Origin of the sequence: Paenisporosarcina sp. HGH0030, from assembly GCF_000411295.1 — a bacterium.
Taxonomy (GTDB): domain Bacteria; phylum Bacillota; class Bacilli; order Bacillales_A; family Planococcaceae; genus Paenisporosarcina.
This window is the reverse complement of the sequence record NZ_KE150421.1, coordinates 1131054-1144165: the sequence shown is the minus strand read 5'-3', so window position 1 is coordinate 1144165 and position 13112 is coordinate 1131054. Positions and strand designations below refer to the sequence as shown.

Sequence of the window (13112 nt, the reverse complement as noted above, 5' to 3'; positions counted from 1 at the left end):
ATTATTTGAAATCATGGGCGAACCCGTCGCGCAAGGTCGCCCACGTGCCGGTAAGACATTCACAGGTAAAACGGTTTTGTATGACCCTTTGAAGTCACGCGACTTTAAACAGTATGTGAAACTGGTTGCCTCTCAAAACGCACCGAAAGAACTAATTAAAGGTCCAATTTATTTATTCATTGATGTGTATAGATCAACGCCTAAAGTTCTTCAGACAAAGCCGAAACAAGCCTTGATTGAAAATGGAGAGTTAAGGCCAACAAGTAAACCTGACGTGGATAATTATGTGAAGGGCGTAAAAGACGGGCTAAACAAAATAATTTGGCAGGACGATAGCCAGGTTGTGGAACTCACAGTAAGAAAATTTTACAGTCTCTCACCACGCGTCGTTGTTTGCATAAAATACTAATCGCAACGGAATCAGGAGTGGAACATATGTCGCTCATAGATGGATCAGTTAAATATGATGACCAGGGCCGAATGAAATACCATCCTAAATACCACACTCGTCATGGTAAAAGATTTACGGAAGATGAACTCATTTATCTTTGCAAGTTCTGGGAGATTGATAACATAAGAGATTTGTCATTAGGATTAGGAAAAACAGAAATGACTCTGGCTTCCAGAATTACTAACTTGAAGAAAAGTGGCAAATACGAAGTCTATAAAGCGATGGAGCTTTCTGACTAAAAAGGACTTGAAAAAGAAAAAAATTGCTTATCTAATTTATAAAGCTGATTGGACCATTCACCAATTGATCTAATTGAAAGTAGCTTGGAAATTGAACGAGAAAAAATAGTCCACTCTCATAATTACATTCGAAATCATAGAGTGACAAGTCTAGACGATCCGTATCAGAACATAAAGTTATACCAGAAGAAGTAGCTAGGTAGCAATATGGCTACCTCCAAAATTACTGTTGAGGTCGAAATCTTAAATGTGAAAAAAGGTGTGCCGACTGTTATTCGTATGGACGGTCATCAATATTCTTTGCAGCATCCAAGCCAGATGAAAATAGGAGTGGAGAAGCCATTAATAATAAACGACTTAACACCTTAGCATTAGTCCTTTATGTGTTAACAATGATGTTCGGTATCGTGTTGGCCATCACGGGATTTGATAATCCATATTTGTTCGTAACGGGATTTGTCTTGTTTGTTGCAAACATGCTTTTATTCTACGTGGCGATTGTAGATCGCGAAAACATGAACCAGAAGTGATCGTATGGAACAACAATATGAAAATGTTCCTGTGGAATTTCAGAGTTATCGGACCGTTGACTAATTATGTGAAGTAAGGAGGCGCTTCATGAATTACTGGTTTTATAGATTAAAAGAGGTTGTTGATTCTCCATATAGCTATAACAATATTGATAATATCGAACAAGATGTCTTTATAGCGAAAGATAGAAATGAAGCAAAGCAGTATCTTAAAGAAAAATATCCCGATTTGCCATTACGTAAGCCGAAAAACGCACTAGCAGGAACGCAGTACTTGTATCTCACTGAAAGTGACGAGTATTGGTATAACAGGCTATACGGTGAAGTGAATGTCCAGTGTTGCTGGTGCAATAATACAACAACTGTTATTGGCGAAAAAAATGTATTGAGAAATCGCAACGGTGATTTTTGTTCAACGGACTGTAAAGAAGCTAGTGAACAAAAAGAGCAACAAGAATGGATAGATAAAGAGGATCATGTATGTATCAAAGAACAAAACGGCATATTAGTAGGCTACATTTACAAAATTACTAATAAACGTACTATGAGTTGCTATGTTGGACAAACAGTTAATGCGCCATTATTTAGATGGTGGCAGCACTTGAAATGTGATAGTAAGTTCGAGCAATCTGACCTATCGGAATTAGTTTTTGAAGTGCTAGAAGTCGTTCATTACGATGCTAAGACAGATGCCATCTATACAAATGCAAAGGATAAATTGAATAATCGGGAAGCCTCTTATATTCGTTTATTTGATGCAGTCGAAGAAGGTTATAACGCAGTGCAACCAAAGGAGCATGAAGCTACGTTATTCGATTTAATCTAACCAACAGTACAACGATACTACGCAGTAGATACATTATCTGTCGTAAGAAAAAAAGAGCAATCATTAGATTGCTCCAAGAATTAATATTATTTATCCGGAAAATCTACATGTAGTGGTGGAGGAACAAGCCAACCTTTTTCTTTGTTTAATCGCAATAGTTTCGCTCCTAATTGTGCTTTGCTCATATGGAACTGACCGTACATTAAAGCAATATCTTCTCTAATGCACTGACCCATTGCTTGACTGCATGCGACTAAACCAGCTGCGCAATCCATTGAGAGTGCAGCACTGATTTCAGGATCGTTAAATCGTGCTCCAATAGGAATATCCTCTAGTCTCGCAACTGGTCGTTCAGGTGGTGCGGGAGGAAGTCCAATACCGTTAATTTTAACTATTTTTTCCAATTGTTTGTTTTCATCTTTCATAACTTGAATTGATTCTTCGATGATTTTTTCTAAATCTTCATCACCTGTGTGATTAATAAATGTTTGATATGCAGCAATTAAGCCGTTGTTTGTAGCTAAATTCGTCCAAATAGCAAACACTTCACCATAATGTAACGGTTCATCTTTTGGGTTTCCACTTAGTATTCCCATAATCGCACTCCCTAACTACTTAAAAATTTTCCATACAGGAACTAAGATGTCCAGAATATAAAAGATTATTCAACTGTATGGAAAATTTAAGTTATATGTACAGTAAAGTTTAATTCGTAGTTCAACCATACGCACCGTTGACACATTATGTGAAACGAAATATTGGAGAAAATTATATAAAAGAAAAATAGAAAATAAAGTGAAGATTGTCAATAAATAAAAGAAAACAGCCAATAAAACGTTGGCTGCTCTTTCTACTAATAATTAAAATTATCTTCAATTTAGTCATTGTCATAACAAGGCTTATTTCCACTGCATCCTGTCCAAGGCCCAAAATTTGTATCACTTAACCCGCCTGCAGATACGCTTGGTGCAACGAAAACTACTGAAAGGCATAAAGCAGATACAAAAAGTTTAATTTTCATTTTCATATTACGATCCCCCTTTCTGAATATTTAATCTATTATAACATTACAAAAATGGTAATAGTAGGGAACAAGGTATGAAAATAACTACTTTATTCGACATAATAGTCAATTGTAATATCGAAGGAGAAAAATGAACTATGACCGAACAGATCAACGAAAAGGTTTCCATCAAGGGTAACTAAAAAGCACCCTTGTGAATCATTTAAAGAATTCATAAAAACCTAAATTCATTGGAATCAACCAAACATAAAAGCCGAATAAACAAATTGGACCTATAAGGAAATTAAATATTCCGCGTGGCAATATCCATTGAAACAGAAGTTTATAAATAAATGCAAAAAGCATGATAGTAACAAAAAGGATAATAAGAGGCCAGATAAATTGCATTTGATTAAAATTTACGCCTTCAAACATATTCGTGTATTCCACGATTTCACCACCTTGTAAAATTTACTAATTAAATAGTACTACAAAATGTATTGTGAGGAGAATTAATAATGAGAATGAAAGATGTAAAAATAGATTCCCAGGGATTTCTAAATATTGATATAATGGAACTACCTGTTAATTGTGTGATTATTGTATCAGAAGGAAAAGCGAAGATCTCTGAGCTACCAGCTTTTGCAGAAACGAAAATTACCACACATCAAGGAAAGGTGACCCGCGTTAAGTGGGATGAGGGGGAAGCGTTTTGAACGATGATAATACACATGAGATTAACTTGATTAAATTAAAGATCCATTTTAAGTACTGTATTTCATTTTTAATTGCTATTTCATGTTTAGTAGGGGGACTAGCACTTTTTAATCAAAAAACCGCAATTACTGGTCTTTCTAATGCAAGTCTTTTACTTTCGATTGTACTTGCTATAATTGCGATTCTGATTACACTTTGGGATGTTTCTGGGCAAAAACAAAATGTGTACGATATGAAAAAAGAAATTGAAAAACTTAAAAAAATTGTTGATAAATCTTCTAGTTTCTCAGAAGAGTTAGAAACAGGTTTAACGAAGATTGAAGGAATGAATAATGAAAATTTAACTTTGTTGAGTTCTTTACATGAATTAATGAAAGGTATTAAACCAGATGACAAACCTGAAGAATTCTATGAAAAAGTTGAAGAATTATTGAAAAATAATTTCTCGCATAATGAAAATCTTAATAACATGAGAAATAGTAAAGAATTTTCGGGAGCCAAAAATGAAATAGTAGCATTTGTTTTAAGTAATTCTGTTCATCAAACTAATGAAATTAAGGATTACTTTAAGATGAAATATCCTAATCATATTATTTTGTATCGCGAAGCCTTAGCCGAGTTATTGTACAAAAAAGAAATAATAGTTGGCGACAATGGTGAATTTGAATATAGATTTTAGTCCAACCTGTAAACAGGAGGACACCAACAGCACATAGCTGTTTTGGTGTCCTCTTTTTTATTTCATAAAAAGGGGATAGGAAAATGAGAGCAATATTAAACTATCTAGACCTTTGCACCGAAATCGAATTGATTGAATTGGATTTAGAAAGAGTCGATGCAGACATGGATTACTGGTTCGGTAAAGGTGGAATCATGTTAGGTAGCGTTGGTGCTCACAATTTTGGTTCTAAAGAAGCTATCGAGCGAATTGAGCACCTTCATAACAAAAAACATGGTATTTTAAAACGTTTGGAACATTACAACGAAATGAAAGAAGATTATGAAAAAACTTTAGACAAACTAACTGGTCTTGATCATAAAATCACGGTCATGCGTTACGTTAAAAACATGAGAACAAAAGAGATTGCGAAGGAACTTAATTACTCGGACGGGTATATTAGAAACATCCTTGCAAAATGTGACAAAATGATGCGCGCACCATTGACACATGATGTGGTACTCTTTAAATAAGGAGTATTCAGTAACGCGTGGGTAGTGGTGTTGGTGGTTATACTAAGTTAGTAAAACAAAATAAGAAATAATAAAACGCTTGGGCAAACGTCTGGGCGTTTTTTCTGTTGGTATTGAGTTGAGTTGTGAATAAAATTTACTAGGGTACACATAATAAAAAGAAAAAGGTGGTATGACTTTGGAAAAATCTACAAAAGATATAACAGATGAATTATTGCAGCGAGAAGGAATAGCTCACCTGAATATTGAACCATACGAGAAAGTAACAATAACAACCGGTCAAGGAGAACAACATTTCACTGGACCGGCAATTATTATTGTAAACCAAGATTAGAGGCGTCTATATCCGTAGACGTCTTTAATATGTTGCGCATGATAACTTCCATGAGAAGATGCATTTAATAAACCAGAATAGACATGAGCAGGAACATTAAAATAGTCATAAGTGCCACTTCGAAATTCAATTCTAAGTGTCTGATCTGATGCATCATATCCAACTCTCACCAAGTTTGAGGAATTGACATATCGCATATCCATTTAAACTTCACCTCCTTTAAGTTTACATTTCGACAAAAATCAGGAAATTCCTTTCATATAGCGTTAGATTAAAGGACTTCCTGAGATTAATGGCGAATATTGTCAGTGGGAGGTGAAATAAGTGAATTATAAAGTAGCAGTAAGTTATGGAACAGAGGGTACATCAACACAAGATGTTCAAAATGTTTCTGAAATCGTATATTTAAATGATGCATATTATTTTTACAATGAATTAGGTGAAGTAATTTTTATTGCACCTCAAAATTCAGTTGTATTTATAAAAAATTATTAAGCTTGGTCACATCCTTCGGGGTGTGGCTTTTTGTTATGTCTTAAAAAGCATTTAGCATGACGGAGGTGGGTGATCAATTAAATGGCAAGAGCAAGAAGTCCAGTCCGTGACAAGGCATTTGAAATTTATAAGCAATCGAATGGTAAGAAATTATTAAAAGATATTGCTGCTGAATTAGATGTCTCTGATACTCAAATACGTAAGTGGAAGAATCAAGACAAATGGGATGAACAAATGAAAGGTAACGTAACTATTGCGAAAGGTAACGTTACTAAACAAAAACGTGGCGCTCCTTCTGGTAATGACAATGCTAAAGGGAACAACGGTAACAGAAAAGCAGCTCCTCCGAAACGAAACTCAAATGCTCTGAAACATGGTTTCTATGCGAGGCACCTCCCAGAAGAGTTTTTGGAAATAATGGATGAAGTGAGACAGGCGGATCCAATTGATTTAATTTGGGATCAGATTGTTATTCAGTTCACTGCCATAATCCGTGCTCAAAAAGTAATGTGGGTTTCTAGTGGCGATGATCATTTAAAAGAAGAGTCAGGAAGTAGCTGGGGTGAAGGAGGAGGCAGCGAGTCGCACAAAGTGTCTTTTGCCTATGAACAGTATTATGCCTATTTAAGCGTTCAGTCCCGGGCTATGGCAGAGCTTCGGAATCTGATTAAACAGTTTGATGAGCAGGCCCATGTTCATGATGAGCGCCGATTGAATCTAGAGCAAATGGAAATTGGCATTGTACGAACAAAAGCAGAAATCACTAAAATAAGTGGTGATGAGGAAGAAGAATACGAGGATGATGGTTTCATAGAAGCGTTAAACGGCAAGGTTGAAGAGATTTGGAGTGGTGATGATGAGCAAGAAACGTAAACCTGCTCCATTCAAATTCAAACCATTCTCTAAGAAGCAACTGAAGGTATTAACGTGGTGGAAACCAAATTCACCTCATAAAGATAAAGATGGTATTATTTGCGACGGGTCAGTACGTGCAGGTAAAACGGTTGTTATGTCACTATCCTACGTTATGTGGGCAATGGAGATGTTCCAAGATGAAAATTTCGGGATGGCCGGTAAAACAATTGGTTCCTTTCGTCGTAACGTAGTGACTCCTCTTAAACGAATGTTAAAGGCGAGAGGTTACACTGTAAAAGATCATCGAGCAGATAACATGTTAACGGTGTCTTTCCAAGGGAAAACCAATCATTTCTATGTGTTTGGCGGAAAAGATGAAGGTTCTCAAGACTTGATTCAAGGGATAACACTTGCTGGTATGTTCTTCGATGAAGTTGCATTAATGCCTGAATCATTTGTTTCTCAAGCTACCGCTCGATGTTCTGTTGAGGGTGCTAAGTTCTGGTATAACTGTAACCCTGCTGGTCCTTATCATTGGTTTAAAGAGAAGTGGTTAGACCAACGAAAAGACAAAAAGATGCTGCACATTCACTTTACGATGGATGATAACCTCTCACTAGATGAGAAGACAAAGAATCGTTACAAACGTATGTATAGCGGTCTGTTTTATCAGCGGTTCATCCTGGGCTTATGGGTTATGGCCGAGGGCATCATCTTCAGTATGTACGAAGAAGCCAGAAATAAAGTTAAAACGACTGAACGGAAATACTCGAAGTACTACGTTTCCTGTGACTATGGTACACAAAACCCGATGGCATTCGGTTTATGGGGATTGCATGACGGCACCTGGTACAAAGTTAAAGAGTATCACCACGATGCTCGCAAAAAGAAAGTGCAAAAAACAGATGATGAATATGCAAAAGATCTTGAGGAATTTGTAAATGGACTGACGAAAGTAATCGTCGTGGATCCATCGGCAAGTTCTTTTATTATTTTGCTAAAGAAACGTGGTTGGGTTGTAAGAAAAGCTAAGAATGATGTATTAGAAGGCATTCGTAACATGGCCACAGCATTGAGTACCGGGTTAATTAAATACAACGACTGCTGCAAAGAGTCGTTACGTGAAATTACATCGTATGTATGGGATGAGAAAGCAATGGAACGTGGAGAAGACAAACCAGTTAAACAGAATGACCATCAAATGGATGCGGATCGTTATTTTGTAAACACAATACTTTATAACGACAATTCTGTTTCAGTATTGAAATGAGGTGAGTAGATGACGGTTGTAGACATTTTCGGAAAGCCCTATTACGAACAGTTAAATGACATCGTAAGAAATATGGTAGATGGTGTTATTTCTGATAATGAGATGCTAGTAAAAGATTTAAAAGACTGGCAAGCAAGCGATGTTCGCAAAGGAATGATCGCCGGGGAAGCTTATTACCTAAACAAAACAGATATCCAAAGAGATAAAGTGCAGGATATTTCTTGGAAATCGAACGTTAAGTTAGAACATGGATTTGCGAAGAAATTAGTAGATCAGAAGATTGGTTACTTATTATCTAAAGAGCCGACGGTTGCTACAGAAAATGAAGCTTATGCAAAAGAGCTAAAAGAAGTTTTTAACCGCAAGTTTTTGAAGAAATTAAAGAACACTGGTAAAGAGGCCATCAACAAAGGTATTGCGTATCTGTATACCTATATCGATGAGGAAGGGCTGCTATCATTCAAGAAGTTTCCTTCCGAACAGATATTGCCGTTTTGGAAAGATGATGAGCATACAGAAATTGCATCTTTCTTGAGAGTGTATCAAGTAACGATATACATGAATGGGAAAAAGGAAGTTCAGGAAAAGGTAGAGTATCACCATGAAAATGGAATTAACTATTTTGTCTTTGATGGTGTGAAACTGATTGCAGACGTGCCAGCAGGTATTGAATCAACTCAACACTTCACAATCGATGATAAACCTTTCTTATGGACACGTATTCCTTTAATTCCGTTTAAGTACAACGAGGAAGAGCAGCCATTAATTGATTCGATCAAGTCATTAGTCGATAACTACAACACTCAAGCATCAACAAATGCCGATTTATTAGCCGACATACCTCAATTCATTTACAAATTAGTGAATTACGGCGGAGTCAGTTTAAGTGAATTCATTAGCGATTTAAATCGTTATAGAGCAGTTAAGCTTGATGAAAATGGTGATGTAGATAAACTACAGGCTACTCCTCAAACTGATGCAACTGAGAAAGAATTAGATCGTGACCGTAAATCGATTTATGAATTTGGTCGTGGTGTTGATACTACAGATTCTGAATTAGGAAACGCTTCTGGTGTAGCTTTACGCTATCGCTATTCTGATTTGGATATGGATTGCAATATTCTAGAGTCAGAATTCCAATCATCAATTGAACATCTCTTGTGGTTTGTGAATCAATATTTACTTATGACTAAAAATGTAGACTTCACAAAAGAATCAGCGGATATCATTTTCAATCGTGACATCATCATCAATGAATCGGAAGTAATCACTGATTGTTCTAATTCAGTTGGTATTCTCGATGATAAAACAATTAGAGAAAACCATCCTTGGTACACAGATGAAGTTGAAAAACGAATTGATAAACAAAAGGCAGAAGAACAAAAAGAAATTGAAGGTTATCAAGATACTTTCAATAAGGTCCCGGCGAAAGATGTGAAGGCTGATGCCTAAGTATTGGGAAGAACGAGCCATACAACGTGAGATTGAATCACAGATCATAGCTGATAAGTATCTTGCTCGAATGGATGATAGTTTGCGCCAAGCTCAACAAGATGTAATTCGTCAAATTGATGCGTTCTATGCTCGTTATTCAACAGACAACCATATTACATTAGCCGAAGCAAGGAAGTACCTTACATCGAAGGAACTGAAAGAATTCAATGAAGTCGACCTTAAACGTTTTCGTGAAATGTCGCTTTCCGGCAACCCTCGTTATGAGAATTTATTAAAGGCAATCAGTTTCCGAGTTCGTATCTCAAGACTTGAAGCACTGAACGCTAAAATAGAAATGACCATGTTAGATCTATATGGTGGCTCAAAAGGGCTGCAGGAATACACATATACAGGATTGGCTGAAGTGTATAAGAGTTCTTATCAACATTTCATGTATGACTTTGCAATGGCTGGTGTACCAGGTACGGTGGACATCTTAACTAATGAAACAATTAAAGAACTCCTTACTTACAATTGGAGTGGAAAAGAGTTCTCCAAGCGTATATGGGGACATCAAGACGATTCAATTGCAAGTGTTCGTAAAGCGCTTGAGAGAAGCTTTGCTTCAGGTCATTCAATTAGTCGAGTAACAAAAGAGATTATGGAAAAGACCGACGTTGTTTATTCACGTGCTGAAGCCTTGGTGAGAACAGAATCTAATTTCTTTCATGGCCTAGCTGCTCAAAACAGTTATGTTGATTCTGATTTAGAGAAATATGAGGTTCTAGCAACACTTGATATGAAAACTTCAAACGTTTGTAGAGAGCAAGATGGTGAGATTTACAACGTTAAAGATTATCGGCCGGGTATTAATGCTAATCCGTTTCATGTGCGTTGTCGTACAACTACCATTCCTTGGTTCGATGAATCAGAGTACATGGAGCAAGAAAAGCGCCAGTCAAAAGATGGTCTAATAGATTCAATAACTTATGAAAAGTGGATCGAACAATACGAGTAGATTGAATACGTTATTCATCGTAGCTTCCCATAATAGCTTATTACGTAAACTAAAAGTTTTTACAGAAATAAGTCGTATCAAGGCTTTCAGCTATTCATGTGATTATGCGAAATGTATAAAAAATGTATGAAGTCAGAAACGTAGTCATAGCGAAAACTTACAAAAAGTAAGCGAACAGGATTTTGTGGGGAAAATGTATACGCTATTCATCGAAAGGAGTGGTACAAGTGGATAAAACAGAGAAGTATTTGAAGTCCATTGACAATTCCCTGAAAGATATTTTGAAAGAGTTAAAACATCAAAGGCTTACTTCGACTACTACCCATGTAACTGTAGATGCAAAAAAAGTACATGACATCGGTAAAGTCATTAAACAATTTGACAAGACGATCACTTCAGGTTTCCTGTAAACAAATTGACTTAAAGGTGGTGATGGACATTGATTCTCTTTCAGTTAGCGATTTTAGCAATTATCTTGAAGATACTTTACAAGTTAAGTAGGTCGAAGACACCGGCTGCATTTTCTAATCAAGAGCATTTCGTAGATTGGAAACCTGTGTTGTATAACCTGCCAAAACGAGCAACTAAAAATTCACACTGGTTTACTCATACATTCATGCGCTCTCGCAGGAAAGGGTAAGGTGGTCCATCATCTTCGAGCTATCGGTTAAATAGCAAATTCGTCATCTTAGCATTTGTGGACGTTAACTATCAAAGCGGTTCGTGGACGTAACCACGTAAAACAATCGTAAACCACTAGGAGGAAGATAAATGAAACGCGAATTTTTAGAAGCTTTAGGTCTTGAGAAAGAAGCCATTGATAAAATCATGGGTGAGCATGGCAAAACGGTTGAAGGGAATAAGCAGAAATTAACCGATGTAACCACTAGCCTGGATGATGTAAAGGCTCAACTAGCTCAACGTGATAAGGACCTGAAAGAATTAAAGAAACAAGCAGAGGGCAGTGCGGATCTTCAAACGAAATTCACTGAGCTTGAAACGAAGTACAATCAAGATAAGCAGGACTTTGAAGCGAAAATCAAAGAAACCCAACTAACTAGTGCTCTTAAATTAGCATTAGCAGGAAAGGTTCATGATGCTGATCTCGTTGCAACGCTTATCGACAAGAACACAATTGAATTAGGCGCAGACGGAAACGTCACAAAAGGACTGGATGAGCAGATTAAAACCCTGCAAGAATCGAAGTCTTTTTTGTTTGTTCCAGAAACACCGGGTGCCAAGATTGCGGGAACTAAACCTGCAGGTGGAAGCAATCCAGGGAATGAACCTCCTGTTAGTGTAGGTGCAAACTTTGCTAAAAGCGCCAATGAACAAAGTAAGCCAGTAGAAACAACAATTTGGAGTTAAGAGAGGAGAAATTTTAATGTATTTCAAAAAAGAAACAGTTACACAAGTCAATTTTTTAGCAAGTGCTAATTTTCAATCGTTCACGACTCAAGTAGAACAAGCTGGGGTAGCAACAGATGCAAATGGTCGTAAAATTGTTAAAGCTGGAACAATCCTGCCTTTAAATGATGCGACTGCAAAAGGTATCTTGCTAACAGATGTAGATGTAACAACTGGGCCACAACCAGGTGCGTTAATCGTAGAGGGTTATATTCTTGAATTACGATTACCGGTTGCACCTGCAGCAGCAGCTAAAACAGCATTAACAAAAATCACATTCCGATAAAATAAAAACCACAGAAAAGAGGAAATGAATTATGCCGAATGTATTAGATCTATTTAAACAAGCTGAGGTATTAAATTACCTTCAAGACCGTCAATACCCAACACTTTTAGGAGCAACACTTTTCCCGGAAGTGAAAAAGCAATCATTAGAATTTGATTTGATTAAAGGTGCGGGACGTACACCAGTAGTTGCTTCTGTACATGCTTTTGATACTGAAGCAGAGATTGGTTCTCGTGAAGCAAGCAAAATGGCTTTAGAGGCTGCATTAATTAAACGTAAAATCCCGGTAACTGAAAAAGAGATCATTGCATTAGAAAATCCACGTAACCAAGCGGAACAAAACTATCTAATGAAAAACGTGTACAACGACATTGACACATTAGTTGCTGGTGTTAACGCTCGTATCGAGCAAATGCGTATGGAGGTTCTTGCTAAAGGAACATTAACGCTAGCTGAGAACGGCTTGAACACAGCTATTGACTATGGGGTGCCTTCAGCAAATAAAGAAGCTCTAGCAGGAACCGATTTATGGACTGATTCTTCTTCGGATCCATTAGATGATTTAATTCGTTGGCAGTCGGCTTTAGCATCTCCAGCTACTCGTGCGTTAACATCGAATGCGGTGCTTAGCTCATTGCTTAAGCATCCGAAAGTGATTTCTGCTTTGTTTGGTACTGGTTCAGGCCGTATTGCATCTCGTGCAGATTTAAATGCATTCATGGCGCAACATGACTTACCACAAATTGCAGTCTATGATGCGAAATTCCGTAAGCAAGCTGCAAACGGTACGTATACACTAAACCGCTACTTCCCTAACAATTCATTCGTTATGTTCGGAGATGGCATTCTTGGTGAAACGTTATTCGGTCCAACTGCTGAAGAAATCCGCTTAACTCGTGACCCATCTATCGATATTTCTAAAGTTGGAAATGTATTAGCAATGGTTTATGAGGAAAACGTTGATCCAGTATCGACTTGGACAAAAGCAGTAGCAACAGCTATTCCATCATTCCCTGCAGCTGACGAAGTATTCCAAGCACAACCAATCGCATAAAG

At 37.1% G+C, this 13112-nt stretch carries 21 protein-coding genes; 18 read left to right on the top strand and 3 right to left on the bottom strand.

The features are described from left to right. Positions 1 to 13: 13 nt before the first annotated feature. The 5 genes from HMPREF1210_RS05715 (at position 14) to HMPREF1210_RS05705 (ending at position 2046) form a co-directional block, all read left to right on the top strand. Positions 14 to 409 carry a RusA family crossover junction endodeoxyribonuclease gene (locus tag HMPREF1210_RS05715; protein ID WP_036659750.1) on the top strand — a complete coding sequence of 132 codons (396 nt, stop codon included), beginning with the start codon at positions 14 to 16 and terminating at the stop codon, positions 407 to 409. A 26-nt stretch (positions 410 to 435) separates the two neighbouring features. Further along, the gene (locus HMPREF1210_RS05710; protein ID WP_016427673.1) at positions 436 to 690 is read left to right on the top strand and encodes a hypothetical protein; all 255 of its coding nucleotides are present in this window, start codon (positions 436 to 438) and stop codon (positions 688 to 690) included. 207 nt (positions 691 to 897) lie between these two features. Beyond that, positions 898 to 1059: a hypothetical protein gene (locus tag HMPREF1210_RS17980; protein ID WP_016427672.1), complete on the top strand. Its 162-nt coding sequence runs from the start codon at positions 898 to 900 to the stop codon at positions 1057 to 1059. A gap of 23 nt (positions 1060 to 1082) precedes the next feature. Beyond that, a complete protein-coding gene (locus HMPREF1210_RS17975; RefSeq protein WP_155974205.1) occupies positions 1083 to 1220 on the top strand; it encodes a hypothetical protein in 138 nt (45 codons plus the stop codon). An 88-nt stretch (positions 1221 to 1308) separates the two neighbouring features. Next, a complete protein-coding gene (locus HMPREF1210_RS05705; RefSeq protein WP_016427671.1) occupies positions 1309 to 2046 on the top strand; it encodes a GIY-YIG nuclease family protein in 738 nt (245 codons plus the stop codon). A gap of 86 nt (positions 2047 to 2132) precedes the next feature. On the opposite strand, the gene HMPREF1210_RS05700 is transcribed toward HMPREF1210_RS05705, so the two are convergent. Both HMPREF1210_RS05700 and HMPREF1210_RS17970 read right to left on the bottom strand, forming a co-directional pair. Then, positions 2133 to 2642: a DUF3231 family protein gene (locus HMPREF1210_RS05700; RefSeq protein WP_016427670.1), complete on the bottom strand. Its 510-nt coding sequence runs from the start codon at positions 2640 to 2642 to the stop codon at positions 2133 to 2135. A 281-nt stretch (positions 2643 to 2923) separates the two neighbouring features. Beyond that, a complete protein-coding gene (locus HMPREF1210_RS17970; protein WP_016427669.1) occupies positions 2924 to 3073 on the bottom strand; it encodes a hypothetical protein in 150 nt (49 codons plus the stop codon). A 494-nt stretch (positions 3074 to 3567) separates the two neighbouring features. On the opposite strand from HMPREF1210_RS17970, the gene HMPREF1210_RS05690 reads away from it, so the two are divergent. The 4 genes from HMPREF1210_RS05690 (at position 3568) to HMPREF1210_RS17965 (ending at position 5291) form a co-directional block, all read left to right on the top strand. Further along, positions 3568 to 3765 (top strand): XtrA/YqaO family protein, encoded by a 198-nt coding sequence (locus HMPREF1210_RS05690; protein WP_016427667.1) that lies wholly within the window; start codon positions 3568 to 3570, stop codon positions 3763 to 3765. Then, entirely contained in the window at positions 3762 to 4445 is a 684-nt protein-coding gene (locus HMPREF1210_RS05685) for a hypothetical protein (RefSeq protein ID WP_016427666.1), read from the top strand. The genes HMPREF1210_RS05690 and HMPREF1210_RS05685 overlap by 4 nt, the downstream gene beginning before the upstream one ends. An 83-nt stretch (positions 4446 to 4528) precedes the next feature. Then, positions 4529 to 4957, top strand: a complete 429-nt coding sequence (locus tag HMPREF1210_RS05680) for a sigma-70 family RNA polymerase sigma factor (RefSeq protein WP_016427665.1) — start codon at positions 4529 to 4531, stop codon at positions 4955 to 4957. 178 nt (positions 4958 to 5135) lie between these two features. Further along, positions 5136 to 5291: a BC1881 family protein gene (locus tag HMPREF1210_RS17965; RefSeq protein WP_016427664.1), complete on the top strand. Its 156-nt coding sequence runs from the start codon at positions 5136 to 5138 to the stop codon at positions 5289 to 5291. On the opposite strand, the gene HMPREF1210_RS05670 is transcribed toward HMPREF1210_RS17965, so the two are convergent. Then, positions 5288 to 5494 (bottom strand): KTSC domain-containing protein, encoded by a 207-nt coding sequence (locus HMPREF1210_RS05670; protein WP_016427663.1) that lies wholly within the window; start codon positions 5492 to 5494, stop codon positions 5288 to 5290. The two genes, HMPREF1210_RS17965 and HMPREF1210_RS05670, sit on opposite strands and share 4 nt — an antisense overlap. 121 nt (positions 5495 to 5615) lie before the next feature. Here HMPREF1210_RS05670 and HMPREF1210_RS17960 point away from each other — a divergent pair, with 121 nt between their 5' ends. The 9 genes from HMPREF1210_RS17960 to HMPREF1210_RS05630 all read left to right on the top strand — a co-directional run bounded on the left by HMPREF1210_RS17960 (position 5616) and on the right by HMPREF1210_RS05630 (position 13110). Continuing rightward, positions 5616 to 5786, top strand: coding sequence for a hypothetical protein (locus tag HMPREF1210_RS17960; protein ID WP_016427662.1), 171 nt, complete (start codon positions 5616 to 5618; stop codon positions 5784 to 5786). An 81-nt stretch (positions 5787 to 5867) separates the two neighbouring features. After that, positions 5868 to 6659 (top strand): phage terminase small subunit, encoded by a 792-nt coding sequence (terS, locus tag HMPREF1210_RS05665; protein WP_016427661.1) that lies wholly within the window; start codon positions 5868 to 5870, stop codon positions 6657 to 6659. Beyond that, positions 6640 to 7911 (top strand): PBSX family phage terminase large subunit, encoded by a 1272-nt coding sequence (locus HMPREF1210_RS05660; RefSeq protein WP_016427660.1) that lies wholly within the window; start codon positions 6640 to 6642, stop codon positions 7909 to 7911. Before terS ends, HMPREF1210_RS05660 begins: the two co-directional genes overlap by 20 nt. 9 nt (positions 7912 to 7920) lie before the next feature. Continuing rightward, a complete protein-coding gene (locus HMPREF1210_RS05655; protein ID WP_016427659.1) occupies positions 7921 to 9363 on the top strand; it encodes a phage portal protein in 1443 nt (480 codons plus the stop codon). Further along, positions 9356 to 10363 (top strand): minor capsid protein, encoded by a 1008-nt coding sequence (locus HMPREF1210_RS05650; protein ID WP_016427658.1) that lies wholly within the window; start codon positions 9356 to 9358, stop codon positions 10361 to 10363. The genes HMPREF1210_RS05655 and HMPREF1210_RS05650 overlap by 8 nt, the downstream gene beginning before the upstream one ends. A gap of 227 nt (positions 10364 to 10590) precedes the next feature. Then, a complete protein-coding gene (locus HMPREF1210_RS05645; RefSeq protein WP_016427657.1) occupies positions 10591 to 10773 on the top strand; it encodes a hypothetical protein in 183 nt (60 codons plus the stop codon). 361 nt (positions 10774 to 11134) lie between these two features. Continuing rightward, positions 11135 to 11731 (top strand): phage scaffolding protein, encoded by a 597-nt coding sequence (locus HMPREF1210_RS05640; RefSeq protein WP_016427656.1) that lies wholly within the window; start codon positions 11135 to 11137, stop codon positions 11729 to 11731. A 16-nt stretch (positions 11732 to 11747) separates the two neighbouring features. After that, on the top strand, positions 11748 to 12056 hold the full coding sequence (locus HMPREF1210_RS05635; RefSeq protein WP_016427655.1) for a hypothetical protein: 309 nt from the start codon (positions 11748 to 11750) through the stop codon (positions 12054 to 12056). A 31-nt stretch (positions 12057 to 12087) separates the two neighbouring features. Then, positions 12088 to 13110, top strand: a complete 1023-nt coding sequence (locus HMPREF1210_RS05630; RefSeq protein ID WP_016427654.1) for a major capsid protein — start codon at positions 12088 to 12090, stop codon at positions 13108 to 13110. Positions 13111 to 13112 lie beyond the last annotated feature (2 nt).